At 69.7% G+C, this 24,676-nt stretch carries 24 protein-coding genes; 14 read left to right on the top strand and 10 right to left on the bottom strand.

Features of this window, described 5'->3' with window-relative positions; translation table 11 throughout:
• The first annotated feature begins 53 nt into the window (after window positions 1–53).
• Window positions 54–788, top strand: a complete 735-nt coding sequence (locus Apa02nite_RS32140) for an SDR family oxidoreductase (protein ID WP_203828374.1) — start codon at window positions 54–56, stop codon at window positions 786–788.
• Window positions 789–1,151: 363 nt separating this feature from the next.
• Here the strand turns inward: Apa02nite_RS32140 and Apa02nite_RS32135 are convergent, their stop codons facing one another.
• Window positions 1,152–2,468, bottom strand: a complete 1,317-nt coding sequence (locus tag Apa02nite_RS32135) for an NAD(P)/FAD-dependent oxidoreductase (RefSeq protein ID WP_203828373.1) — start codon at window positions 2,466–2,468, stop codon at window positions 1,152–1,154.
• A 309-nt stretch (window positions 2,469–2,777) separates the two neighbouring features.
• Between Apa02nite_RS32135 and Apa02nite_RS32130 the strand changes: the two genes are divergently transcribed.
• Window positions 2,778–2,972 (top strand): hypothetical protein, encoded by a 195-nt coding sequence (locus Apa02nite_RS32130; RefSeq protein WP_203828372.1) that lies wholly within the window; start codon window positions 2,778–2,780, stop codon window positions 2,970–2,972.
• Here the strand turns inward: Apa02nite_RS32130 and Apa02nite_RS32125 are convergent.
• Window positions 2,923–3,357, bottom strand: a complete 435-nt coding sequence (locus Apa02nite_RS32125) for a DUF6010 family protein (protein WP_203828371.1) — start codon at window positions 3,355–3,357, stop codon at window positions 2,923–2,925. The genes Apa02nite_RS32130 and Apa02nite_RS32125 overlap by 50 nt on opposite strands.
• 120 nt (window positions 3,358–3,477) lie before the next feature.
• Here Apa02nite_RS32125 and Apa02nite_RS32120 point away from each other — a divergent pair, with 120 nt between their 5' ends.
• The 4 genes from Apa02nite_RS32120 to Apa02nite_RS32105 all read left to right on the top strand — a co-directional run bounded on the left by Apa02nite_RS32120 (window position 3,478) and on the right by Apa02nite_RS32105 (window position 7,705).
• The gene (locus Apa02nite_RS32120) at window positions 3,478–3,972 is read left to right on the top strand and encodes a (2Fe-2S)-binding protein (protein WP_203828370.1); all 495 of its coding nucleotides are present in this window, start codon (window positions 3,478–3,480) and stop codon (window positions 3,970–3,972) included.
• Window positions 3,969–4,943: an FAD binding domain-containing protein gene (locus Apa02nite_RS32115; protein ID WP_203828369.1), complete on the top strand. Its 975-nt coding sequence runs from the start codon at window positions 3,969–3,971 to the stop codon at window positions 4,941–4,943. Before Apa02nite_RS32120 ends, Apa02nite_RS32115 begins: the two co-directional genes overlap by 4 nt.
• Window positions 4,940–6,964: a xanthine dehydrogenase family protein molybdopterin-binding subunit gene (locus Apa02nite_RS32110; RefSeq protein ID WP_203828368.1), complete on the top strand. Its 2,025-nt coding sequence runs from the start codon at window positions 4,940–4,942 to the stop codon at window positions 6,962–6,964. The genes Apa02nite_RS32115 and Apa02nite_RS32110 overlap by 4 nt, the downstream gene beginning before the upstream one ends.
• Before the next feature lie 75 nt (window positions 6,965–7,039).
• Window positions 7,040–7,705 carry a SprT-like domain-containing protein gene (locus Apa02nite_RS32105; protein WP_067693685.1) on the top strand — a complete coding sequence of 222 codons (666 nt, stop codon included), beginning with the start codon at window positions 7,040–7,042 and terminating at the stop codon, window positions 7,703–7,705.
• Here Apa02nite_RS32105 and yidC read toward each other — a convergent pair.
• Window positions 7,702–8,610 carry a membrane protein insertase YidC gene (gene yidC / locus Apa02nite_RS32100; RefSeq protein ID WP_239164707.1) on the bottom strand — a complete coding sequence of 303 codons (909 nt, stop codon included), beginning with the start codon at window positions 8,608–8,610 and terminating at the stop codon, window positions 7,702–7,704. The genes Apa02nite_RS32105 and yidC overlap by 4 nt on opposite strands.
• A 151-nt stretch (window positions 8,611–8,761) precedes the next feature.
• Window positions 8,762–9,037: a DUF6412 domain-containing protein gene (locus tag Apa02nite_RS32095; protein ID WP_067693682.1), complete on the bottom strand. Its 276-nt coding sequence runs from the start codon at window positions 9,035–9,037 to the stop codon at window positions 8,762–8,764.
• A gap of 122 nt (window positions 9,038–9,159) precedes the next feature.
• Here Apa02nite_RS32095 and Apa02nite_RS32090 point away from each other — a divergent pair, with 122 nt between their 5' ends.
• Window positions 9,160–10,773 (top strand): methyl-accepting chemotaxis protein, encoded by a 1,614-nt coding sequence (locus Apa02nite_RS32090; RefSeq protein WP_203828367.1) that lies wholly within the window; start codon window positions 9,160–9,162, stop codon window positions 10,771–10,773.
• On the opposite strand, the gene Apa02nite_RS32085 is transcribed toward Apa02nite_RS32090, so the two are convergent.
• On the bottom strand, window positions 10,763–11,803 hold the full coding sequence (locus tag Apa02nite_RS32085; protein WP_203828366.1) for an LLM class flavin-dependent oxidoreductase: 1,041 nt from the start codon (window positions 11,801–11,803) through the stop codon (window positions 10,763–10,765). The genes Apa02nite_RS32090 and Apa02nite_RS32085 overlap by 11 nt on opposite strands.
• A gap of 92 nt (window positions 11,804–11,895) precedes the next feature.
• On the opposite strand from Apa02nite_RS32085, the gene Apa02nite_RS32080 reads away from it, so the two are divergent.
• The 5 genes from Apa02nite_RS32080 to Apa02nite_RS32060 all read left to right on the top strand — a co-directional run bounded on the left by Apa02nite_RS32080 (window position 11,896) and on the right by Apa02nite_RS32060 (window position 16,598).
• Window positions 11,896–12,702 (top strand): NADPH-dependent oxidoreductase, encoded by an 807-nt coding sequence (locus tag Apa02nite_RS32080; RefSeq protein ID WP_203828365.1) that lies wholly within the window; start codon window positions 11,896–11,898, stop codon window positions 12,700–12,702.
• A gap of 68 nt (window positions 12,703–12,770) precedes the next feature.
• Window positions 12,771–14,969, top strand: coding sequence for a tetratricopeptide repeat protein (locus tag Apa02nite_RS32075; RefSeq protein WP_203828364.1), 2,199 nt, complete (start codon window positions 12,771–12,773; stop codon window positions 14,967–14,969).
• Between the two features lie 112 nt (window positions 14,970–15,081).
• Window positions 15,082–15,711, top strand: a complete 630-nt coding sequence (locus Apa02nite_RS32070; protein ID WP_203828363.1) for a DUF2461 domain-containing protein — start codon at window positions 15,082–15,084, stop codon at window positions 15,709–15,711.
• 37 nt (window positions 15,712–15,748) lie between these two features.
• Window positions 15,749–15,994, top strand: a complete 246-nt coding sequence (locus Apa02nite_RS32065; protein ID WP_239164706.1) for a VOC family protein — start codon at window positions 15,749–15,751, stop codon at window positions 15,992–15,994.
• Window positions 15,995–16,151: 157 nt separating this feature from the next.
• A complete protein-coding gene (locus Apa02nite_RS32060; RefSeq protein WP_203828362.1) occupies window positions 16,152–16,598 on the top strand; it encodes a VOC family protein in 447 nt (148 codons plus the stop codon).
• A 65-nt stretch (window positions 16,599–16,663) separates the two neighbouring features.
• On the opposite strand, the gene Apa02nite_RS32055 is transcribed toward Apa02nite_RS32060, so the two are convergent.
• Window positions 16,664–18,982 carry an exonuclease domain-containing protein gene (locus tag Apa02nite_RS32055; RefSeq protein ID WP_203828361.1) on the bottom strand — a complete coding sequence of 773 codons (2,319 nt, stop codon included), beginning with the start codon at window positions 18,980–18,982 and terminating at the stop codon, window positions 16,664–16,666.
• 789 nt (window positions 18,983–19,771) lie between these two features.
• On the opposite strand from Apa02nite_RS32055, the gene Apa02nite_RS32050 reads away from it, so the two are divergent.
• Together Apa02nite_RS32050 and Apa02nite_RS32045 are read left to right on the top strand one after the other, a co-directional pair.
• Entirely contained in the window at window positions 19,772–20,791 is a 1,020-nt protein-coding gene (locus tag Apa02nite_RS32050) for a hypothetical protein (protein WP_203828360.1), read from the top strand.
• Between the two features lie 36 nt (window positions 20,792–20,827).
• Window positions 20,828–21,712, top strand: a complete 885-nt coding sequence (locus tag Apa02nite_RS32045) for a pentapeptide repeat-containing protein (RefSeq protein WP_239164705.1) — start codon at window positions 20,828–20,830, stop codon at window positions 21,710–21,712.
• Between the two features lie 81 nt (window positions 21,713–21,793).
• Here the strand turns inward: Apa02nite_RS32045 and Apa02nite_RS32040 are convergent, their stop codons facing one another.
• From Apa02nite_RS32040 to Apa02nite_RS32025, 4 genes are all read right to left on the bottom strand, one after another.
• The gene (locus tag Apa02nite_RS32040) at window positions 21,794–22,126 is read right to left on the bottom strand and encodes an ArsR/SmtB family transcription factor (protein ID WP_203828359.1); all 333 of its coding nucleotides are present in this window, start codon (window positions 22,124–22,126) and stop codon (window positions 21,794–21,796) included.
• Window positions 22,123–22,584, bottom strand: a complete 462-nt coding sequence (locus tag Apa02nite_RS32035) for an SRPBCC family protein (RefSeq protein ID WP_203828358.1) — start codon at window positions 22,582–22,584, stop codon at window positions 22,123–22,125. The genes Apa02nite_RS32040 and Apa02nite_RS32035 overlap by 4 nt, the downstream gene beginning before the upstream one ends.
• Before the next feature lie 132 nt (window positions 22,585–22,716).
• Complete coding sequence (locus tag Apa02nite_RS32030) at window positions 22,717–23,112, bottom strand: hypothetical protein (RefSeq protein ID WP_067693661.1); 396 nt, start codon at window positions 23,110–23,112, stop codon at window positions 22,717–22,719.
• A 135-nt stretch (window positions 23,113–23,247) separates the two neighbouring features.
• Window positions 23,248–24,648 carry a PI-PLC domain-containing protein gene (locus Apa02nite_RS32025; protein ID WP_203828357.1) on the bottom strand — a complete coding sequence of 467 codons (1,401 nt, stop codon included), beginning with the start codon at window positions 24,646–24,648 and terminating at the stop codon, window positions 23,248–23,250.
• Between the last annotated feature and the right edge of the window lie 28 nt (window positions 24,649–24,676).

Genomic DNA, 24,676 nt, shown 5'->3' with positions numbered 1-24,676 from the left:
ATAGCCGGTGAACCGTTGCGGACAGCCGCCGCGGATGACAGAAGGGCACCACCATGAAGATCGCCGTCATCGGAGGCACCGGGCTGATCGGCTCGCAGGTCGTCACGCTGCTCACGGCGGCCGGGCACGAGGCCGTGCCGCACTCCCTGTCGACCGGCCTGAACCTGCTCACCGGCGAGGGCCTGACCGCCGCGCTGACCGGCGCCGACGTCGTGGTCAACCTGACCAACTCGCCGACCTTCGACGAGGCCTCCCCCGCGTTCTTCCGCACCACCATGGACCATCTGCTGGCCGCCGCGAAGGACGCCGGTGTCGGCCACGCGGTGATCCTGTCGATCGTCGGCGCGGAGCTGGTGCCGGACCTGGTCTACTACCAGGCCAAGGTGCTGCAGGAGGACATCCTCAAGGCCGGCCCGGTCCCGTGGTCGATCGTCCGCGCCACCCAGTTCTTCGAGTTCGTCGAGGCGGTGCTCTCCTGGACCGCCGACGGCGACACGGTCCGGCTCCCGGCCACCCCGATCCAGCCGATGGCCGCCGCCGACGTCGCGCAGGCTGTCACCGAGGTCACCGTCGGCGCCCCGCTCAACGCCACCCGCGACGTCGCCGGCCCGGAGGTCTTCACCCTCGACGAGCTGGGCCGTCTCACCCTCACCAGCAAGGGCGACCCGCGCACCGTGCTCACCGACGCCTCGGCCGGCATGTTCGCCGCCGTCCCGGGCTCCGCGATCATCGCGACGGAAGGCGCAGTGATCGCCCCCACCTCCTACAAGGAATGGCTCTCCCGGTAGTCGATCACGGCCCGCATCCCGGTGGTGCGGGCCGTCTCAACCCCCATTTGGTACGACTATGGAGCGCTCGTCCGCAGGCTACAGGCCGGGTCCCGCCCGTGCGGCCACCGCGAGACCGTGGCTGCTCCCGGCCGGTGCGCGCGTCACGACGCAAGACCATGGGTGCTCCGGACCGCAGCGCGGCTCCCGGTCCCGGCTGGTCGTGAGGGGTGCCTCCGCGACACGGAGACACCCCTGGAAACCAGCCGGCGACCGGGAGCCGCGCCGCGGTCCGGGGTAGGCACGGTGTCGCGGTCGCCTCACGGGCGGGACGCGGCTCGTAGCCTGCGGACGAGCGCTCCATTGTTCGTACCAGATGGGGTTTTAGTGTTTGGTCTCGCCGGCGGTGACGAAGGCCTGGCGGGGGTGCTGGACCGAGACGAGCGAGACGATGTCGCGGCCGAAGAACGCGGCGGCCAGCCAGATCGCCAGGACCCGGACCTTGCGCTCCCAGCTCGGCACCGCGAGGACGTGGTAGCCGCGGTGCATCAGCCAGGCCGGCAAGCCCTTGATCACGATGCCGCGCCACTCGAAGATCCCGCGGCCCAGGCCGAGGGTGGCGACCGTGCCGAGGCTGCGGTGCACATACTTCTTGGCGGGGCGGCCGCGCAGGTCGGCGAGGATGTTGCGGGCCAGCAGTTTGCCCTGGCGGACGGCGTGCTGGGCGTTCGGCACGGTCGCGGCGCCGTTGCCGAGCGCGAGGTCCGGCACGGCCGCGTCGTCGCCACCACCCCAGGCGTCCGGGATCGGCGCGTCCTCGGTGCCGACCCGCAGGTCAGCGCGCACCACCAGCAGACCGCGCGCGTCGATCGGCAGGTCGGTGTGGTTGTGCACCATCGGGTTCGCGGCGTTGCCGGCGGTCCACACGATCAGATCCGAGTCGAACTCGACGCCGGTCGACAGCACCACGTGACCGTCCTCGGCGGACATCACCTGGGCGTTCAGGTGCACCTGCCCGCCGCGTCGTTCCAGCTCACGGACCACCCAGCGGCCCGGTTCGTCGGCGACCTCGGGCAGGATCCGGCCGCGGGCCTCCACCAGGTGGAAGGACAGCTCCGCGGGGTCGAGCTCCGGGTACGCCTTGACCAGCGCGGTGGCCAGCGACAACAGCTCGCCGAAGCCCTCCACGCCGGAGAACCCGCCACCCACGAAGGCCACCGTCAGCAGCCGCCGGCGGCGTGGGCCGGGCGGCAGCGTCGAGGCCCGATCGAACGCGGTCAGCAGCTGGTCCCGGATCGCCACCGCCTCCTCGACGTGCTTGAGGCCGATCGCCTGCTCGGCCACACCGGGAATGGCGAACTTCCGGGTGACCGCCCCGGCGGTGACCACGATCGTGTCGTAGGCCAGGGGGTACTCCTCGCCCTCGGTGGGACGCACCGTCACCGAGCGCCGGGCGTGATCGATCATGACGACCGACCCGGAGATGATCTTCGTTGTCTTGAGGTGCCGCCGCTGTGAGACGGCGGCGTGCCGCGCCTCGACCGAACCGGCCAGCACCTCGGGCAGGAACGGCTGATAGGTCATGTAGGGCCGCGGATCGACAACGATCACCCGTGCCTCGTCGTGCCGGAGCTTCTTCTCCAGCTTCCACGCTGCATAGAACCCGGCGTATCCGCCGCCCACCACCAGAATCGTTCTCACACAAGTGAGGACCGGACAGCCCCCGGATTTGTGACAGCCGGGGGTGTTCGGCTTCCAGACGGCTCAGCTTTCAGACAGTTACGTCCAGGCGGCCGGGTGCGACCGGGGCCGCGTGGAGCCGGTGCTCTGCTGCGCCTGGGCCACCGCCTTCTGGCTCCTGGTCACCTCCGCCTCGTCCTCGGAGATCACCTTCGCCTCGGCCCTGGCCGTCGTGACCGGCGCGGCGGAGCACAACCCGGCCCGCCGCGTGACGTGGGTAGGTGGGTGGGAAAGTGGGTAACCCGCTGTCCGGCGAGAGGAGTGATCATCGTGGCGACCTGCAACCTGTGCCGCCGGGACATGTCCGACGACGAGGTGGACGGGCATCGGCGTGACGTGCACCCGGACATCTCCGCGGACGGCACCCGGGAGTCCGACGACAGCCGGATCATGCCGGACGCCGCCGCCGAGTCGATCAGACCTCCGGACGCGGCCGGGCATCCGCGCGCGGCCGAGGACGCCTGAACCGCTCCGCGACCAGCCGGGTCACCGAGGGACCGCCGGCGAAGCACCACACCGCGATCACCGGGTCGCAGATCGCGCACCCGAACGACGAGTCGTGCGCGAACGGCACGATCGGGCTGCCCGCCACGTGATGGGCGACGTCCCAGCCGGTGTGCAGCAGCCAGCCCACCCCGATCCAGGTCCAGGAGTCCAGGCCGCGGTAGGCGACGACCGCCATCACCGTGGTGAAGGCGAACTCCCACAGCCCCAGACCACCGCCGCTCAGATAGGCGGCGCCCGCGCCACCGACCATGACGGCGTTGAACCGGCGGCGGTGCCGGTCCGGGAGCAGGGACATGGCCAGGACGTAGGCGAGCCCGATGAGCAGCGGGACGATCACAGACATGTCCTGAACCTAGAAATCGGCGGCACCGGCGAACAGTGGCTGAAACGCCCACCTTCAACGGGATTCGGCCAACCGCCGGAGAAGACGGTTGAACTGCTGTTATACGGGTATCGGCGGGCCATGCGTCTCACCGTCAACGGTGCACAGCACCATCTCGTCGGCCTGGATCCGCGCACCACGCTGCTCGACGTGCTGCGCGAACGGCTGCACCTGACCGGGGCCAAGAAGGGCTGCGACCACGGCCAGTGCGGGGCGTGCACGGTCCTGCTCGACGGCCGGCGGGTCAACAGCTGCCTGATCCTGGCGATCACCCAGCCGGACGCGCGGGTCACCACGGTCGAGGGCCTGGGGCATCGGGGTGAGCCGCACCCGGTGCAGCAGGGGTTCCTGGAGCACGACGGGTTCCAGTGCGGGTACTGCACGCCGGGCCAGATCTGCTCGGCGGTCGGCATGCTGGACGAGGTGGCGCAGGGCTGGCCGAGCGCGGTGACCGAAAGTGACAGCGAGGATCTGCTCGCCGACGCGGAGATCCGGGAACGGATGAGCGGGAACCTGTGCCGGTGCGGCGCCTACCCGAACATGGTTCCGGCGATCCGCGAGGCGGCGGGCCGGTGAAGACGTTCGAGTACCGCACCGCCACCGGACTCGCCGACGGCCTGGAGCCGGGCGCGGTGTTCCTGGCCGGCGGCACCAACCTGGTCGACCTGATGAAGCTCGGCGTGGCCACCCCGGACGTGCTCGTCGACGTGACCCGCCTGCCCCTCGACCAGGTCACCGAGCTGCCCGGGGGCGGGGTACGGATCGGCTCCGCCGTACGAAATAGTGATCTTGCCGCGGATCGCCGGATCCGGACCGGCTACCCGGTGCTCAGCCAGGCCCTGCTCGCGGGCGCGTCCGGGCAGCTGCGCAACATGGCGACGACCGGCGGAAACCTGCTGCAACGCACCCGGTGCCGGTATTTCATGGACGCCACCATGCCGTGCAACAAGCACCTGCCCGGCTCGGGCTGCCCGGCCCGCGAGGGCGATCACCGCAACCTGGCCGTACTGGGCGGCTCGGACGCGTGCATCGCCACCCATCCGTCGGACATGGCGGTCGCGCTCGCGGCCCTGGACGCGGTGGTGCAGATCGATGGACCGGCCGGGTCACGCAGCATCCCGGTGACCGATCTGCATCGGCTGCCCGGGGACACGCCGGAGCGGGACACCGCCCTCGAGCACGGTGAGCTGATCACCGCGGTGGACCTGCCGGTGCTGCCGGTGGCGGCCCGCTCGGCATACCGGAAGGCCCGCGACCGGGCCTCGTACGCCTTCGCCGTCGGCGCGGTCGCCGCGGCCCTGGAGGTCAAGGACGGCCTGGTCCACGACGTACGTCTGGCGTTCGGCGCGGTGGCGCCGAAGCCGTGGCGCGCACTCGCCGCCGAGCAGGCGCTGCGTGGTCAGCCGGCCACCCGCGAGTCGTTCCTGGCCGCCGCGGACGCCGAACTCGCGGCCGCGCAGCCGCTGCGGGACAACGCCTACAAGGTCACGCTGATCCGCAACCTGACCGCAGCGACCCTGTCCGCGCTGACCGGAGATGTCCGATGACGAACACTCTCTCCCGCGCCGTCGGCAGCCCGCTGGCCCGGCTGGAGGGCCCGGCCAAGGTCTCCGGCGCGGCCCGCTACGCCGCGGAATATCCGCAGGACCAGATGGCGTACGCCTGGATCGTCCCGTCCCCGGTCCCCCGTGGCCGCCTCGACGCGGTGCTCACCGACCCGGCCGAGGAGGACGACGTGCTGGTCGTGCTCTGGCACGGCAACGCGCCCCACCTGGAGAAGTCCGACGACCCCGAGCTGGCCGTGCTGCAGTCGGACCGGATCGCCTACCGCGGCCAGCCGGTCGCGCTGGTGGTGGCCCGCACCCTGGAAGGTGCCCGGCGCGCCGCCCAGGTCGTGCAGCTGGACATCACGGCCGAGGACCACGACGTCGAGCTGCGCGCCGACCATCCCGATCTCCACACCCCGGACGAGGTCGTGCCGGGTGTGCCCGCCGACACGGCGACCGGCGACGTCGACGCGGCGCTGGCCACCGCCCCGGCCACGGTGGACGTCACCTACTCCACGCCGGCGCTGCACAACAACCCGATGGAGCCGCACGCCACGATCGCCCGCTGGGACGGCGAGGACCTGGTCCTCTACGACTCCAACCAGCACCCGTCCGGCATCGCGAAGACCCTGGGCACGGTCTTCGGGCTGCCCGCCGAGCGGGTCCACGTGATCGCCGAGCACATCGGCGGCGGCTTCGGCTCGAAGGGCTCGGCCCGCCCGAACGCGGTGCTCGCCGCCATGGGCTCGTGGGTCACCGGCCGCCCGGTCCAGCTGGCCCTGCCCCGGCAGGCGATGTTCAGCATGGTCGGGCACCGCGCACCGACCGTCCAGCGGATCCGGATCGGCGCTTCCCTCGACGGCGAGCTGACCGCGATCGACCACGAGTCGTGGACGCAGACCAGCCGGCTCTTCGAGTTCGTCGAGTCGCCCGGCGTGGTGACCCGCAGCATGTACCCGGTGCCGAACCTGCGGACCAGCCACCGTGTCGTCCCGCTGGACGTGCCCACCCCGCGCTGGATGCGCGGACCCGGCGAGGCCCCCGGCATGGTCGCCCTGGAGTGCGCGCTCGACGAGCTCGCCATCCGGCTCGACCTGGACCCGGTCGAGCTGCGCGCCCGGTCCGCGAACCCCGGATACCTCAGCTGCCTCCGCCGTGGCGCGGAACGTTTCGGCTGGTCCGGGCGGGACAACCGGCCCCGGCAGCGCCGCGAGGGCGACTGGTGGATCGGCACCGGGATGGCCGGCGCCACCTACCCGGCGAACGCGATGCCGTCGACCGCGCGGGTCCGAGCCCTCGGCCACGACGGGTACGAGGTCGCGATCGGCGCCGCCGACCTGGGTACCGGCGCGCGGACCATCCTGGCCCAGATCGCCGCCGACGAGCTCGGCGTGCCGGTCGACGACGTGCACATCCGGATCGGCGACAGCACCCTGCCGGTCGCGTCGGTGGCCGGCGGCTCGTCCGGCAGCGCGTCCTGGGGCTGGGCGGTCACCGGCGCCTGCCGCGCGCTGCGCGAGTCCGGCGACGACGAGGCCACGTTCGACACCACCGAGCTGGTCGGGAAGATGCCCACGGACCGGCACGCCTACGGCGCGCACTTCGCCGAGGTACGCGTCGACGCGGTCACCGGTGAGGTCCGGGTGTCCCGCCTGTTCGGCATGTACGACACCGGCCGCATCCTCAACCCGCGCACCGCCCGCAGCCAGTTCATCGGCGGCATGGTGATGGGCATCGGGATGGCCCTGCACGAGGAGTCGGTGCTGGACCCCGCCCTCGGCGCCTGGGTCAACCACGACCTCGCCGAGTACCACATCCCGGCGCACGCCGACGTCGAGCAGATCGACGCCGAGTGGCTGGACGAGCCCGCGGCGGACCTGAACCCGATGGGCGCCAAGGGCATCGGCGAGATCGGCATCGTCGGCTCCCCGGCCGCCATCGTCAACGCGGTCTGGCACGCCACCGGCGTCCGGATCCGCGACCTGCCGGTACGACTGGACAAGCTGCTGCCGAGTCTCTGAACCCCGGCCGACCCCGCTGCACCCCGTCCGCCCCGCCCGTCATCATGGTGGGGACGACGACAAGGAGCAGCACGGTTGGATCTGAACCACGCACGGGAACTCGCGACCGGTCTGCTGGCCCGGCACGGGCTCACCACCTGGCGACTCACGTTCGACGACGCCAAGACCCGGGCCGGGGTCTGCCGATCGGACCGCCGGGAGATCAGCCTTTCCGGTCCCCTGATCGGGCTGTACACACCCGAGCAGGTGACCGAGACGGTGCTGCACGAGATCGCCCACGCGCTCGCCGGCCCGAAACACGGTCACGACAAGGTGTGGCGGGCGACCGCGATCCGGATCGGCTGCACCGGGCGGCGGTGCATCCCGGAGGACGCGCCCCGGGTCGACGGCTCCTGGCAGGGCGTCTGCCGGGCCGGTCACCGCACCACCGCCCACCGCCGACCGGTCCGGGTCCGGTCCTGCCGGCACTGTTCCCGCGCGTTCGACCACTCGGCGCTGTTCGCCTGGACGTACCAGGGTCACCCGGCCCCGATGCACCCCGGCTACGTGGCCGAGCTGACCCGGCTGCGCGGCGCCGCCGCACCCCGGCTGGCGATCGGCGACCGGGTCCGGCTCAAGGGCGGCGGCAAGTACGGCGGCCTGGCCGGGACCATCGTGAAGCGGGGCCGCAGCCGCTACCAGGTACAGACCCGGCTCGGCCTGCTGAACGCGTCGTTCGCCATGGTCGAACGGGCCCTCTAGGACCGTTTCGGCCGCCGCCCGGCCGGCTTGGCACCGACCTTCGGGGCCGCGACGACCTTCGGCGCCTCCTCGGCGGTCGTCGCCGGCGGTGTGTCCAGCGGATACCTCCGGTGCATCCACATCTGCTGGCCCAGCGCGAAGACGTTCTGCGTGGTCCAGTACAGGATCACGCCGACCGGGAAGATCACCCCGGAGATCAGCAACGACACCGGTACGCCGTAGAGCATCAGCCGCTGCACCATCCGCTGCTGCGGCTCCTGCGCCCAGCCCGTCTTGAGGATGGACATCCGGCTGGTCAGGTACGTCGTGGTGATCATCGCGACGATCAGCACCGCCGCCACGATCTTGACGGTGACGCTGTGCGCGCCGAGCGGGCCCAGCTGATCCGCGGTGGCCTGGAACCCGGCCGCGATCGGAGCGCCGAACAGCTTGGCGTGCGAGGCGTCGTGGAACTGCGTGACGGTCCAGCCGTACAGGGTCTGCGCATCGGCGCTGACGATCGTCGGCCGGAGGTGACGCAGCACGTGCAGCAGGCCGATGAAGATCGGGATCTGCAGCAGCATCGGCACGAAACTGCCGAACGGGCTGACGTTCTCGGCCTGGTAGAGCGCGGGCAGCGCGGCCTGCAGACCGGCCGGGTCACCCTTGTGCTTCTCCCGCAACTCCTTGAGCTTGGGCTGCAGCCGCTGCAGGGCGCGCTGCGAGTGCATCTGCCGCACGTAGATCGGCACCAGCAGCGCCCGGACGGTCAGCACCAGGAACACGATGCCGAGCACCCAGGCCCAGTCGGTGGCCAGCACGTGCGGATCACCGAGAACCCGGTCCCAGACGGCGTGCCAGAACAGCAGCACCGCGGAGATCACGTGGTAGACGACCGACATCAGCCCGCCGAACAGCGCACTCATCGGGTGGACCGCGATCCGGACAGGGTGAAACGAACGATGGACGACATGAAGGAACCCCCAGGGGCGACTAGCAACTGGTCAACGACGGACAGTCACCAGCGGCCGCAGGAAGCGGGCCGGGCACAGCGGTAGATCGTGGAGAAAGGCCCGCTCAGGCGACCGCTGCGGCGGCCGTCGGTCCCCTGGGGCGGGTCCGGCCGGAGGCATCGGGGTCACGATGGCGGGGCACGCCGACCCGGTCGGCGCGGCGGCGCAGCGCCCGCCCGGCGCCGCGGAAATCACCGAAGCCGGCGGGGCGGACCAGCAGCACTCGCGCGAGCACGGCAACCAGCACGACGCCGACCAGGGCGCTGGTGCCGGCCACGAACTCGGACGAACTGGCGGAGGCCAGCATGCTGACCAGTCGCCAGAGCGCGTCCATCCACATCACGGCGCAACCGTAGCACCGCCAGGCCCGCCCCTCGCCGAGACCGCTGCCGCGTCACATGTGCTTCAGAATCGTGCCGCCCCGCCGACAAGTCCGAGCACAGCGTCGGGAGAAAAACCCTCATGGGTATCGGTGACATCAGCGTCGGCAAGCGCCTCGGGGCGTCCTATCTAGTCCTTACCGCGCTGATCGTCAGCTCGGCCGGAACCGGCTGGTGGGGTCTGCGTCAGCAGGCCTCGGCCCAGTCCGAGCTCGGCGCGCTGGAACAGGTGCGCGACGACATCCAGGCCGCCAAGTACAACGCCGCGGACGTGACCGGCTGGCAGGGTCTGGTCATCGCGGACGCCGGAGCGTTCGGCGCCGGCTACGCCCTCGGCCCGGACGGCTACAACCGCCAGGGCGAGCTGAAGTCCAAGGACGCCATCTACGCCCAGCTCAAGGGCGCCGCCCTCGGCGACATGACCGCGGCCGAGCAGGCTCAGTTCGCCCAGCTGAAGACCGCCTGGGACGAGTTCTTCGGCTGGGACACCACGATCATGGACTGGCTGGCCGCGGACACCAAGGCGGGCCGCGCCAAGGTGATGACCAGCGTCAACGGCGGCGAGGCGGCCGACGCGTACGGAAAAGTTCTGGAAATCACCGCTGACCTGGATACATCGGTGAACAACCGCGCGGACACCCTGCGCGCCGAGGTGCAGCGGGCCCGCGACACCGCCCTGCGGATGCTCGCCATCGCGCTCGGCCTCGCCCTGGTCCTCGCCGTGGTGATGGGCGTCTGGGTCACCCGCTCGGTGACCGGCCCGCTCGCCACCGTGGTCGAGGCGCTCAAGCGACTCGCCGGCCACGACCTGACCGTTCGCGTCGACCTGAAGCGCCGCGACGAGCTGGGTGTCCTCGGCGACGCGGTGAACAGCACCGCCGCGTCGCTGCGCACCACGGTCTCCGCGATCGCCGGGCACGCCGGCGCGGTCTCCACCTCCTCGCAGGAGTTGCACGAGGTGTCCGCACAGATCGCCGCGGCCAGCGCCGAGGTGGACGCGAAGGCCACCGCGGTGGCCACCTCCGCCGACCACGTCTCCGGCAACGTGCAGACCCTGCAGGCCGGCAGCTCCGAGATGACCCTGGCGATCGACGAGATCGCCCGCAACGCCGGCCAGGCCGCCCAGGTGGCCGGCGAGGCGGTGGGCGAGGTCGCCCGCACCAACCAGACCGTCGGCAAGCTCGGCGCGTCCTCGACCGAGATCGGCAAGGTGGTCTCCATGATCACCTCGATCGCCGAGCAGACGAACCTGCTGGCCCTGAACGCGACGATCGAGGCGGCCCGCGCCGGCGAACTGGGCAAGGGCTTCGCGGTGGTGGCCGGTGAGGTCAAGGAGCTGGCCCAGGAGACCGCGAAGGCGACCGACGAGATCGGCCGGCTGGTCAAGGCGCTGCAAACCGACTCGTCGGACGCGGTCGGCGCGATCGACCGGATCGGCGACGTGGTGTCCCGGATCAGCGACTTCCAGACCCTGATCGCGGCAGCCGTCGAGGAACAGACCGCCACGACCAGCGAGATGGGCCGCAACGTGGTCGAGGTCGCGGACAGCAGCGCGACCATCGCCACCAGCATCGCCGGGGTGGCGACCGCGGTGGCGACCACCACGGCGGTGGCCGACCAGGCTCAGGAGAACGCCGCCGGCCTGGCCCGCACCAGCGCCGAACTGCGCGAACTGGTGGCCGGCTTCACCCTCTGAGCAACGGCAGCAACTGCTCGCCCTGCCTCCTGATCTCCGAGAGGTAGGGCGTGTCGGACAGCACGAAGTGGGTGATGCCCAGGTCCTGGTATTTCCGCAGCGACTTGGCCACGTCCTGCGCCGACCCGACCAGCCAGGTGGTGCCGGCGCCACCCCCGCCGAACCGGCCCGGCGCGGTGTAGAGGTTGTCGTCGAGCACCTCGCCCCGGGTCGCGAGGTCGAGCAGCCGCTGCTGGCCGACGGCCGCGTGCCGGTTCGGGTCGGTCTGATGGGCCCGCGCCATCTCGGCGACCTTCGCCTCGGCGTCGGCCCAGGCCTGCTCGGTCGTGTCCCGGACCAGCGTGGTGATCCGAAGACCGAATTCCAGTGGCTGATGTTCGCGGCCCACCGCACTGCTGAGCGCCCTGAGACGTTCGATCCTTTCTCGTACGCCGTCGAGCGGCTCGCCCCAGAACAGCTGCACGTCGGCTTCCGCGGCGGCCACCTTCTCGGCCGCCTCGGACGCGCCGCCGAAGTACAGCCGCGGCGGCTTGCTCAACCGCGGCACCACCGTCGCGTCGGTGACCTGGAAGTGCTCGCCCTGGTAGGTGACGTGCTCCTCGGTCCACAGCTTGCGGACGATGCGCAGGAACTCGGCCGTCCGGGCGTACCGATGGGCCTGATCGCCCTCGCTGTCGCCGTAGGCGGCGAGATTGTCCTTCCCGGACACGATGTTGATCAGCACCCGCCCGCCGCTGAGGTGCTGCAGGGTCGCGGCCGCCGAGGCGAAGTGCGCCGGACGCCAGTACCCTGGGCGGGCCGCGATCAGCGGCTGGAACGTGGTGGTGCGCGCGGCCAGCGCGGTGGCCACGGTGAACGTGTCCGGACGGCCCCAGCCGGTGCCCAGCAGCGCACCGCCCCAGCCGTGCTCCTCCAGCGCGAGGGCCTGCTCGGTCAGGGTGTCCAGACTGTTGTGCCCGGCCACCACGTCGTCACCGCGGTGCCCGGGACGATCCTGGTTGGGGATGTACCAGAGGAATTCGAGACTCATCGACGTACCCTCTCTCGCATTTCCTATCCACTCTATAGCTAATATATGGATGCGGCCCGCCCCCGCCCACACCTTCGACACCTGGAGCCCGGATGTCCGACACGCTCGCCACCGATCGCTACGGCGACCCCGACGCCCGCCTCGGTGTGCTCACCGAGGTGCTCGAGCTGCAACTGGCCCGCCGCTCGGTGCGCCGGTTCACCGCGCGCGAGGTCACCGACGACGAGCTGACCGCCCTGGTCGCCGCCGCACAGTCCGCGCCCACCTCGTCCAACCTGCAGGCCTGGAGCGTGATCGCGGTCCGCGACCCGGGCCGCCGCGCCCGGCTCGCCGCCCTCGCCGGCAACCAGGCGTTCGTCGCCCAGGCCCCGCTGTTCCTGGTCTGGATCGCCGACCTGGGCCGGGCCCGCCGCCTGGCCGTCCGCGCCGACGCCGCGCTGGACGCCGCGGACTATCTGGAGACCACCGTGATCGGCCTGGTCGACACCGCGCTGGCCGCGCAGAACGCGGTGCTCGCCGCCACGTCGCTGGGCCTGGGCTCGGTCTTCGTCGGCGCGGTCCGCAACCACCCGGAGGAGATCGCCGCCGAGCTCAAGCTGCCCCCGCACACGGTCGCGGTCTTCGGCCTGGCCGTCGGCGAACCCGACCCGGCCGAGGCGGCCGGTGTCAAACCCCGCCTGCCCCAGGCCGCGGTCCTGCACCACGAGCAGTACGACGCGGACGCCGCCGACGCGCACATCCCCGCCTACGACGAGCGGCTGGCCGGCTACCACGCCCGCTACGGCCTGACCGGCGGCTGGTCCGACCGGGTGCTCGCCCGGCTGCGCGGCCCGGAGTCCCTGGCCGGCCGCCACCGCCTCCGCGAGATCCTCGACCGCCTCGGCCTCCCGTCCCGCTGACCGAGGCGGGTGGCGGCTAACGCTTCCAGCTGCTAAACGTCATCAGGGCAGCGAGGCGAGGGGCGCTCATGACGGACGGCAAGCCGATCTCCATTCAGAATTCGCAGGGTGTTCAGGTCGGCAATCGGAGCACGCAGATCAATATCAGCCAGATCCTCGCCGGAGCAGGCTCGGCGCCGGAAGCGGTGAACCCGCCGGGCGGCACGCACAACCTGCCGCACCCGGCGGGTAGCGTGTTCGTGGGGCGGGCCGAGGCCATGGCCACGCTTTCCGCGAAGGCCGAGTCCGGCGACGTCATCGGGCAGACACTGCACGGACTCGGCGGGGTCGGAAAGATCGAGTTGGCATTACAGTTCGCCCACGCCCATCGCGAGCGGTACTCATTGGTCTGGTGGATCACCGCGGACACCCCAGAACGCGTAGCTTTGGGACTAGTTGATCTCACGAGGCGCCTGCACCCCGAGGTGACGCTGCTGGCTGATGCTGCGGAATGGGCACTGGGCTGGCTGCAGAATCACACGGGGTGGCTGCTGATCCTGGACAACGTGGAGGACCCGGCCGACATCACTACCCTGCTGGGACAGATCCGCGGCCAAGGCAGCGTCCTGATGACCACCCGCCGGGATCTCGGCGAACTGGTCTGGACCCGGTTGCGGCTCAGTCCCCTGCGCCTGTCGCCACTCGACCGAGCCGCCAGCCTGGAGCTTCTGTCGAATCTGAGCGGCAGCGAGGACACCGACGGCGAGGCTGATCTGCTGGCCGAGGAGTTGGGTGACCTGCCTCTGGCTTTGGACCAGGCAGCTGCCTACATCGGACAGCGGGGCATCGCCTTTGCCGAATATCGGCGAAGGCTCGCTCGTTTTCCGAAGAAGATGTATGCCACCGTGCCGGAAGGATTCCCCGCCGAACGGGCCCTCCATCAAGTGTGGGCATTAACGATGGAGACTGTCGCCGAGCGGTCACAGATCGCTCCACGATTGCTGCTGATTCTCGCGTTCTTCGCTCCGGACGCCCTGCCGGAGACGGTGCTGGACCCGGCAGCGAAGGACCCCCTGGACGTCGAGGACGCGCTGGCATTGCTCGCGTCGTACAGCATGATCACGCGGACTGCGCGAACCCTCAGCGTCCATCGCCTTGTCCAGGCAGTCAGTCGCACTCAGACCGGTGGCCCGGCAGCACCGCTGGCCGCAGTCGGACTTCTGGCCCGCGCGATCTCCCAGGACCCGTTCAGCGACGTAAACAACTGGCCGCGATGGAACGCTCTCCTGCCCCACATCGACGCTGTTAGCACACACCTTGAGGGCATGGACCGAACCGACACACTCGCGGCACTACTCGACCGCACCGCCACCTACCTTGAAAATCAGGGCGCCTTCGACCAGGCGACGTCCATGTTCGAGTCGCTTTTTACGGATTTGAGCCACACACTCGGCGCCTATCACCCGAGGACTCTGGTGGTAGGTCACAATCTTGCGCACGCCCATCAGTCCGCCGGACGACCAGCCGCCGCGATCCGGCAATACGAGCGCATTCTTGCCATCGCAGGTCCCTCCCTTGGCGGCGATCACTCTCTGGTCCTGAACTGCCGCGACAACCTTGCGCACGCCTATACCTCGGTTGGCCGCCCCACTGAGGCTATTACCATTCTTGAAGCCAATCTCGTCGACTTCCGCCGCATATACGGAGAACCGAATCCACACGTCTCGGCCTGCCGCAGCTTCCTCGCTCAGGCTTACCAGGAAGTAGGCCGATCGGCTGAGAGTGTGCAGTTGCTTGAGCACGTCCTTGCCGACGAAATATTGATGTCTCACGAAAATCATCCTGGCACCCTGACCGCCCGCAATAATCTCGCCCAAGCATATCTTTCCATTGATAGACTTGCCGACGCCATCCAGTTATTCGCAGCACTTGTACCCGAGAATGAACGTTTACTCGGCGAAAAACATCCCGATACCTTGACCGCCCGCATGAACTTTGCCGACACCTACCGCAAAGCTGGTCAGGCGCACGAGGCAATCCCTCTCCTCGAGGCAGTTATCGTTGATTACCGCGAGGTCCTGGGCGAGGCCCATCCCAGCACGCTGATATGCCAGGATAACCTGGCCAGCGCCTACCAATTCGCGGGCAAATTTGATCGAGCGATTCCACTTTTCGAAATAACGGTCGCCGAGTTACGCCGAGTTCTCGGCGACGATCACCCGACCACCCGGATCAGCAAAAGTAATCTTGCCTATGCCCGACAGCAGGCTGGACAGCAACTGGGCTGACCGCAGCCAACGGTCAAGACTCCTGATCCTCAGCACCGGATGCCGCGGCTCCTGCCCGCTCGCCGAGAAACGGTCGCTGCACGGGTCATGTACGTGCCCTACCGTGACCCCTATGACGTTCCGTGGCTGGCCGGTGGAGGCGCTCGAGTTCTACGAGGGGCTCGCCGCCGACAACTCCAAGACGTACTGGACCAAGCACCTGGAGTTCTACGAGGCCCAGGTGCGCGGGCCGATGCTCGCGCTGCTCGACGAGCTGGAGCCGGAGTTCGGGCCCGGGAAGATCTTCCGGCCGTACCGGGACGTGCGGTTCAGCAAGGACAAGACGCCGTACAAGACGCACCTCGGGGCGTGGCTGACCGACGGCGGCTACCTCCAGCTGTCCGCGGACGGGCTGGCCGCCGGGTCCGGGATGTACCAGATGGACCCCGGCCAGCTGGCCCGCTACCGCGGCGCGGTCGCGGCGGCCGGCACCGGCACCGAGCTGACCGAGATCATCGCCGCGACCGAGAAGGCCGGCGTCAAGGTGGTCGGGCACGGCAGCCTCAAGACCGCGCCGCGCGGCTACCCGAAGGACCATCCGCGCATCGAGCTGCTCCGGCACAAGGGACTGACCACCTGGCACGACTGGCCACCGGCCGCCTGGCTGGGCACCGCGGCCGCCAAGACCCGGATCGTCGGCTTCCTGCGCGCGAGCCTGCCGCTGCGCGGATGGCTGAACGACAACGTCCCCGGCACGGATTAGGACGGGACCTGACCGCTATCTGCGGCAAGCTCGAGGGATGCCTCCAGACATCGCACGCGAAGTTCAGATCACCTTCGACTGCGCCGACCCGGGCGCGCTCGCCGCGTTCTGGGCCGAGGCTCTCGGCTATCAGGTGCAGCCCCCACCGCCCGGCTTCGACTCCTGGGAGCAGGCCCTGGACGCGTGGGGCGTCCCCCCCGGAACGCCGCAACGACGCCTCGGCCGCGGCCGACCCCAAGGCCACCGGCCCGCGCCTGTTCTTCCAGCGCATCCCGGAGGGTAAGTGTGATGAACCAAGAATCAATTTCGCGGCATAATTACCATGCGTGACTTTCACCCTTGCGCCCTGTAAGGATTCTGCCTCTCGTTGCTGCCGATGGCAGGACGGACGGTAATCATGAGGCTGCGCGCGGCGCGGTCCCGAGCAGGAAGAGATGTTCATGGCACTCGGTTGGAAGCTGGTCATCGACGCGGGCGATCCGCACCAGCAGGCGGTGTTCTGGTCCGAAGCACTGGAGTACGTGATCGAGGACAACAGCCCGCTGATCGAACAGCTCCTCGCCGCCAAGGCAGCCCCGGAGAGCTTGACCATCGAGTTCCAGAGCCGGCGGTACTGGCGTGACTACGCCGCCGTTCGCCACCCCGACGACCCGTTCGACCCGGTCAGCGGCACCGGCCAGGGCCGCCGGCTGCTGTTCACCCGGGTTCCCGAGGCAAAAACAGTGAAAAACCGGCTCCACGTCGACGTCCACTCCGAGGGCCGGCGCGATGAGACGGTAGCCCGGCTGCAGAAACACGGCGCCACACTGCTCCGCCACGTCAAAGAACCCGGCGGCGAGTGGACCGTCCTCACCGACCCCGAAGGCAACGAATTCTGCGTCTCCTGAACGCGAGAACCAGGCCAGCCCCGCGGCAGGGTGAGCCGCGAGGCTGACACGGGTCAGCACGAGATCTATATCGCTCCCTGAGCGGCGACGAACGCGGCTTGGATATCCTGCGGCAGGCGCCCTCGTGGTCCGACGACGTAGCCGTTCTCCCGCGCCCACGCTCGGATGATCGCCGGCGAAGCCGGCACACCCGGCACTCGCCTGCCGGTCACCGCCGCTACAGCCACCTCAGGCTCGGCGTTCGGCGCCACCGACATCTCCGGTGCCGCCGCCTGGACGTTCGCGACAAGCTGCTCGAACACACCTGGCCGCACGATGCGGGTGCCGTGCTGACGAGCAGCCTCACCCTTGCGGGAATCCGGCTGCGCCTCCGGCGTCACCAGCACCGTTGTCAGCCTCGACACGTTGTTCATCACCCGGAGCCCGGCCGCCTGCGCGGCGATCTCCAGGCGTTCGCGACGGACCGGGTCGCCGCCGGTGAAGGCCACCTTCTGACCCACTCGCAGCGGCTCACCATGAGCCCATCCGCCCGGCAAAGGCCGGCACGCACGGCTCAGCTGCGCAACCCATTCCGAGTCCGCCTCGGACAGCAGCCGCTTGACCAAGCCCTCCGGCAGACCGAGCATGTCCGCGGCGTTGTTCAACTCGCGCCGCTCGTCGACCGAAACCCGGCCGTCCGCCACTGCCGTGCGAGCCAAGGCCAGCACGAACCCGCGATGCGCGGCATCCACGTCGGAACGAGTGAGGCCGGCGAACCGGGCATGCTCGGCGAGCGCGGCCGCCTCTTCCGCGGTGAGAACGCCGTCCTCAAGCGCTTCAGCGAGAAGTTCGACATAACCGGCGGCGGACAGCGGCGCCTCCTCCGAGAGAAGATCCGAGATCGGCAGATCCTCCAGCAACGCGGCGAGCGCGCCGGCGGGCGCCGGGATCGGCGGCGGGACCGCCGGAGGCCGGACTTTGACCGCTGCGCCGGTCCCGGTCACCCGCGGCCATCCGATCCGTGCGGCATGCTGAGGCAGTCGCCGATGTGTGTCGACAAGGTCGTGCCCGGACCCCAGATAGACACGCAGCAATCCCGCGGCCGCCCGGGCGTCTTCCAGTGCCGCGTGGGCGTCGGTGAGTACCACGCCCGCGGCGTGGCAGCAGTCCGGGAGGCGCCGCCGACGCAAGCCGGGGAGATACCCGTGGCTCTCCTGATAGGTACACAACGACACCACCTGCGGCATCCGCAGCCGTGCCCGAGCGAATTCCGCGTGCAGGAACCGAAGATCGAACTGCACGTTATGACCGACGATCACCCGTCCTGCCACCCGGCGGGTCAGCTCCCCGACGATGTCCGAGAAGCGAGGCGCGTCAGCCACGTCAGCGACAGAAATCCGGTGAAGGTCGGTCCGGCCCACCGGTCCGTCCGGATTCACCAGCGTCGTCCACTCATCGACGACGTTTCCGTTCCGGTCGGTTCCGACGACGGCGACCTCGACGATCCGGTCGTACTCCGGCGACAGCCCGCTGGTCTCCACATCGACTACCGCGAACCCGGCCGGATACTCGGCCGCCGCCTCGGGCTCCCCCGCCGCCATGTCGGCGAGAGCACGCCGCGCGCCCGCGGCCAGTTCTGCGTATACCTCGTTCATCAGGGCATCGACTGGTCCGAGATCGCCAAACACGCCATCGCGCTCGACCAGCACCTCGGAGGCGACCGACGCGACGATCTCATCGGCACCGGCCACATCCCACCGGATGCTCTCCACCGCCGCCCGAGTCACCGCGAACGAAAGAATGCAGGGCCGCCTGAGGTCGTTGCGGACCACCACCACCCGCGCCAATGTCAGACCCGGCGCCAGCGCGAAGGTCTGCTTGGCCGCCGCGAGCGCATGGCTTTTCACCATCGTCTGATAGACCCCTGCGCGTTGGCTGCCGGTCAACCCAGCCGGCACCACATTGTCCGTCGCCGCGACCAACGCCAGCCCTACCCGATCCTCGTCGACAGTAAGAGACGCGACGGGAGCGCAACCCGGCACTGCCTCAAATGCCGCCGCGAGGACTCCGAGAACGGTGTCCTCGTCGTTGCCGACAAGCCGCTGCCACTGATCATCGAAACCGGCTTGCTGCGCGATCCGCTGCGCTTCGCCTTCAGCCCGCTGCACCGCGAGCCACTGCTCGGTGTACTCAGCAGCCGTCTGACGCGCACGGGCCCGCCCCGCCCGATCAAACAATCCGACACCACGCAGGGCATGCTTTTCGTAATGCCGGTACACAGCCTCACGATCCGGTAGCGGTGCCGCCACCGCGACCCGAGGCCGCGCAACAACAAAGTTCTCCCGGTGCACCTCAACCAGATGCCGTACGTCCACAGAGTCGGCCGCGCCGAAACGATCTACCACGACCAGGCACGCTAGTCACACCATTCCCCGCTCCACAGCCACCGGAAAGAGCGGCCCGCGCACCACACGACCAGGAAAGTGCAAACGTGTCGCCATGCGCGCATCCTCCACACAGCACGACCGTGAGCCTCAAGTACCCCCGTGCCGTGTCCACCCTGATGCCGCCGACGCCGGTAGACCGCTATTGATATCGATCAGTAACTATCGGCTGAACGGCGGTTCCGACCATGCCGACGGGTTCCTAGCCTGACGATAGGAGCCGACGAGGGGGTGGCTGATGGGCTGTCGGCAATCCGCCCCGTCCCGCAACGCCGTCACGGAACTGCTCTTGCTGATGCCGACCATCATGCTGGCATCCTCCACCGGGAACATCCCGCCCGGACCACTGGGCGGGCAGCTCACCACGGTTCCCTGCCCGTACGCGGGCTGTGCCGATCCGGCGCGACAGATACCGGGCCGGCATGCCGGTCTCTGCGAGACTTTCGACCGGCTGTTCCTGTGGTGCGTGTGCCCCTGCGGCGGCACCGCATACCGCACCGTCCCCGGATCACGATGGCAGTGCAACACCGGCTTGCACTCCTTCGACGGCCACCTGTGCCCGCACTGCTGGGGTCTCGGGCAGGCCCGGGCCGGGCTGGATCCACGCTGGCTCCGGTGCCACCACGACGGGACGTGGTTCTACGTCACCACGAGAGGGTGCCCGAGTTGCCAGTTCGGAAATCTGGTCAGGGCGAGGGAAGGGGGCGAACAACGGTGCGAGTCGTGCACTGAGCCACCGCCGGGCCGGAGATGAGCACCGACGTCGTCAGTTCCGGAGCAGGACGGATCGGACGCTACTTCAGTGTGGTCAGCGCCCTTCCTGCGACGGTCTTCGTCTCGTACCTCTACCTGCTGTTCCGCACCGGAGCCCCCACCGAGCCGGTCGACTGGTCGAAGGCGACGGACTTCGACCCCGCTGGACTCGCCGCACTGGGCATCGGCGCGCTGGTACTCGCGCTGGCCCTGAATCCTCTGCAATTCCCGCTCATCCAGCTCTTCGAGGGATATTGGGGTAGCTCCCGGCTCGCCGTCGAACTCGCGCTGATCCGCACCATCCACCACCGGCAACGCCGCCGCACGCTGATCCGCCGCCACGGAAAGGCACGGCCCGGACTCACCGGCCGTGATCCCCGACGGCGTTACAGCGCCTCCCCCGACGAGATCCGAGCCGGGATGACCGCTGACGAGATCCAGCGCGAGCTGGCGGCATATCCCGAACCCGACCTGGGCCGCGAACTGCCGACGCGGCTCGGGAACGTGTTGCGCCGCTACGAGGACGCCATTGCCCGGCCGTACGGACTGGATCCACTGGTGACCGTGCCACGGCTGGTCATGGTGGCCGGCCAGCCCGAGATCGACTACGTACAGAACCAGCGCGTACAGATGGAACTCGCCCTGCGGACCTCGTTCCTGGCCCTGCTGGCAACGCTGGTGACTGTCGTCGTGATGAGCAGCAACGGGGCGTGGCTGTTGCTCGCCGCGGCGCCGTACTCGGTCGCGTATCTCTCCTACCGCGGCGCGGTGGCACTCGCACACGAATACGGCATGAGCCTCGCCGTCCTGACGGACCTCGGCCGCTTCGCCCTGTACGAGCGCCTGCACCTGCCCCATCCTCCGAACACCCTTGCCGAACGACAGCTGAATCGGTCCCTGATGGAACTGTTCCGCATGAACGACAGTGCCTGGTTGACCTATGAACGGCCCGAGTCACCGGCGGCCGGGACGCCTGCGCCACCGTCCGACCGGACGCCACCTGACGCTCCGGAGTAGGTGCAGCAGAACCACGACGCCTGGCAAGATGCCAGCGTGACCGAGGACCCGGGCCCACTTCCTCCCGACGCCGCACCGCCGGAGCGGACAGACCACGACCCGGCAGCCACGGGCAACCCTGCCGGTCGGACAGCCGAGGGTCCCGGCACGGCCCCCACGATCACCCCTCGAACCGCTGGCGTTCCCTCAGACCGGCGCTGGTTCGACGGAGTCCTGTGGCTCTGGCCGCTGGTCGTGCTCGGGCTCCTGGCCCTCGCGAGCCAGCTGTTCGGCGCATTCGGAGTAACCGCCGCCGGCATCGCGGCAGTAGCGACGATTGTGATGGTGGTCGGCGGTGCCACCTTCGAGCGCCCCACCAAAGTAGCCGTCCTGGCGGTCTCGACCGGCCTCATCGGCGTCGCGTTCGTGGGCTGGCAGATGAAAGTCCTGCCGGACGAGCCGGTGCGCACCGCCGCGGCCGTCGCATCGGTCAGGCCCTCCGCCACGCCGAGCTCGCCGGCCGAGCTAGTGGCCATGCTGAACAGCGGCTGGGGCGCCGGAGCCGATCTCCGCAGTGCGGACCTCACCGGCCAGAGCATCACCAATGCGGCACTCGACGGTGCCCACGCGTCCGGCATCACCCTGATCCGAGCCATCCTCGACGGTGGCAGCCTGGCCGGAGCGGATCTGAGCGGAGCCAAGATGGCCGGTGTACAGCTGCGCGGCGCCGACCTTCGCGGCGCGGTGCTGGCCGGCGCCGACCTCCCCAAGGGCATCCTGACCGACGCCTGCCTCGCCGGGGCGAATCTCACCGGCGCAGACCTGACCGGCGCCAACCTGACGGGTGCCGTGGTCAGCGGCGTACACATCGACGGGCCTGCCGCTCGAGCGATAATCGGCTGGAACACACCGAGCGAGAGTGGCCGTGCCGCCTGCGGCTGACAGCGAGGACTCCACCTCCTACCAAGACTGATCCTTTTCGGTACGGGGCGCGGGTCGGCCGGCACCCCGTACCGATAAAGGTCATCGATCCTGTTGGATCGCCTCGGCGATCTGCTTGATCCGCCGCAACCGGGCGTCCCACGCCGCGCCGACCGACGACAGCTGGGCCACCGCCCGGGCCAGCTGCGCGTCGTCGACCCGGTACCGCTTCTCCCGGCCGGCCGCCGCGCCCCGGACCAGGCCGGCCCGGTCGAGCACGCCGAGGTGCTTGGCGACCGCCTGCCGGGTCACCGTCATCTGCTGGCTGAGCGACGTCGCGGTGCCCTCCCCCGCGACGAGCAGCAGGTCGAGCATCCGCCGCCGGGTCGGGTCGCCGATCGCCGACCAGAGATCGTCGTCGACCGCGGTGGTCATTTCCGGACCTGGAGCGACCCGGCGTAGGGCGCGAGCCGCGGCAGGAAGAAGTCCCACCCGGTGACGTGCGCCTGGTACTGCTCCTCGATCAGCGCCTGCGACCAGCCCCGCTCGCGGAACCCGGTCTCGGTCATCCTCACCAGCGTGCCGCCGCCGCTCGCGGTCAGATCGAACGTGACCAGCAGCGAGTTGTCCACCGCGGCGGCCACACCGACCGGATGCGTCCAGCGGAACGAGAACGTCGTCGGCGGCTCGACGGCGACGACCGTGAACGTCTCCGACTTGCCGCCCGCGTCGCAGTCCCCGAAGCTGATCGTCCCGGCCGACCCGGGAACGGCCTGGTAGTCGGCGTCGTCCGGCCACCAGCCCTTGATGTGCTCCGGGCTGCTGACCACCTCGAAGACCACCTCCGGCGACGCGTCGACGAAGATCTCGCGCTCGATGCTTCCCAGCTCCATGACACCCTCCTGCAACCTTTGGTTGCACATAACGCTAGCCTGCCGCCACGGCTGGCGCAACCTTCGGTTGCACATGGGGAGTTGTCCTGCCGCCAGGGCCCGGCCGATCGCCCGGCCGGACCCGGCGCGCTATCAGGTCAGCAGGGTGACGCTGTAGTTCAGGGTGGTGCCGCTCGCGGTGTAGGTCGCGGTCTGCCCGTTGTTGCAGAACGACACGAACACGTTGCCGGCAACCGTGTTGCCGGCCTGGGCGTGCACCAGAGGCCGCACGTCGGAACCCTCCGCGATCGGCGTCGAGTTCAGGTCGACCACCCGGTACTGGTTGATCGGGTAGTCGTCGGTGGGCGCGGACAGCTCACCCGTACGGGTGGTGACCTGGTAGTTGATCACGAAGCCGCCGTTGTTGACGACGGAGATCTTCTGAACGCAGGGGGTCGCGGCCTGGGCGGGCGACACCGCGAACACGGTCAGGCCGGCCGCACCGGCGAGGGCAACGGCGGCACTGAGGGTTCGGGTCCGGAACGCCATGAATGATCCTCCTTTGTAGGTACTGGCAACCTTCGGGGAGTCAATGACCTCATAAGCCCGGCCTAAACAGACGAACATCAATTTTCTTTTTCGGCCGATCTGCGGGGCTTTCCGGCGGACGGGACCGCGGCCCGGTCAGGCCACCGCGTCCTCGAGCAGCGTCCGGTACCACGCCGCGGCCGGGGTGTTCGTCGCCGGGAAGTTCGCCAGTGGCACCGTCGCCAGGCCCGCCGCGTCGAAGTCCCACCCCCGCACGCTCACCCCGGCCTGCCGCCCGGCCACCATGAACGACTTGTTCGACGCCGTCGCGGCCCAGAACACCGCACCGTCCTTGAGCAGTGCACTGTCCCCGGACTGGTACTCGACGAACGCCAGCTGCGGCAGCCGGATCGGCGCGGCCGCCACCCGATCGGTGGCCGCGGTCAGCGAACCCGCCGCCGCCACGGTCACCGAGTGACCGTCAACGGTCGCGGTGGTGGTCGGGAAGCGCGGGTCAGCGGTCGTCCCGTGCGCGCCCCAGGCGACCGCCGTGGCACCGGCCGTGCCGGTCCAGTCCCAGTTCTGGCTGCCGTTCTGGCTGCGGTGGATCTCGCGGACCGCACTGCCGGCCAGGTCCGGGAAGGCGACCGTCGGCAGCACCCCGGTGTCGTACTTCGCCGACGCCGACCAGGTGATCTCGCCGGCGTCGTCGAGCCGGCCGACCCGGGACCAGAGGGCGTTTCCGGTCGGCGCCTGGTGCACCTCGACGACGGTGCCGTCGTTGTTCAGCGCCACCGCCGGCGTCTTGCCGGTGTCGTATTTCCCGTGCCGCCGCCAGGTCAGCGAGCCGTCCGCGCCGTGGACACCGGTCCAGTACCAGAGCACGCCGGCCCCGTTGTCGTGCACCTCGACGACCTGCCCGCGCGCGTTGATCGCCACCGCCGGATTGTTGCCGGTATCCCGCCGGTATCCGGTGCGGGCCGTCGCGCTGCCGGACAGCACGGTCACCACGCGCCCCCGCAGCGACCCGATCGGCCCCAGTCCCGCGGGTGTGTCGAGACCGCGGACCAGACGACCGCCGAACACGTCACCGATCTCTTCGTTCAGGGCCGCGAGATTCCCGTTCTTGTACGACGTCCGCGCGGTCAGGTCGTCCTTCAGATCGAGCAGCACCGTGATCGGCGCCGCCGCCGGGTGCCCCGCCGACCAGTCGTTCACCACGGTCAGCCAGGCCCGCAGCTGATCCCCGGCCGGATTGCCACCGGTGTGGTCGACCTGATCACCGGCCGCGCTGTGCCCGATCCGGTAGTCGCCGGCGCTCGCGTGGTCCCCGCTCCACACGTCGTATTCCAGGAAGCGCACCCCGGCGTCGAGCTGCTCCGTGATCGAGCCCCGCGCCCCGGCGATGTCACCCGAGTAGGAGTTGTGCGTGGCCCGGAACACCGCTCCGGCGAACGGCAGGTCGTCGCCGGCAGCGGCATGCGCGGTCAGCGGCACGGCGGTGAGCAGCGTCGCGGCGACCGCCACGAACCGCGCCCGAACCCGAAGATCAGTCATGGCCGAAACCCTAGAAAATCCATCACCT

Origin of the sequence: Actinoplanes palleronii, from assembly GCF_016862315.1 — a bacterium.
In the GTDB taxonomy this organism is placed as follows: Bacteria; Actinomycetota; Actinomycetes; order Mycobacteriales; family Micromonosporaceae; genus Actinoplanes; species Actinoplanes palleronii.
The sequence above is the reverse complement of the archived record's forward strand: the minus strand, read 5'-3'. Positions and strand labels throughout refer to the sequence as shown.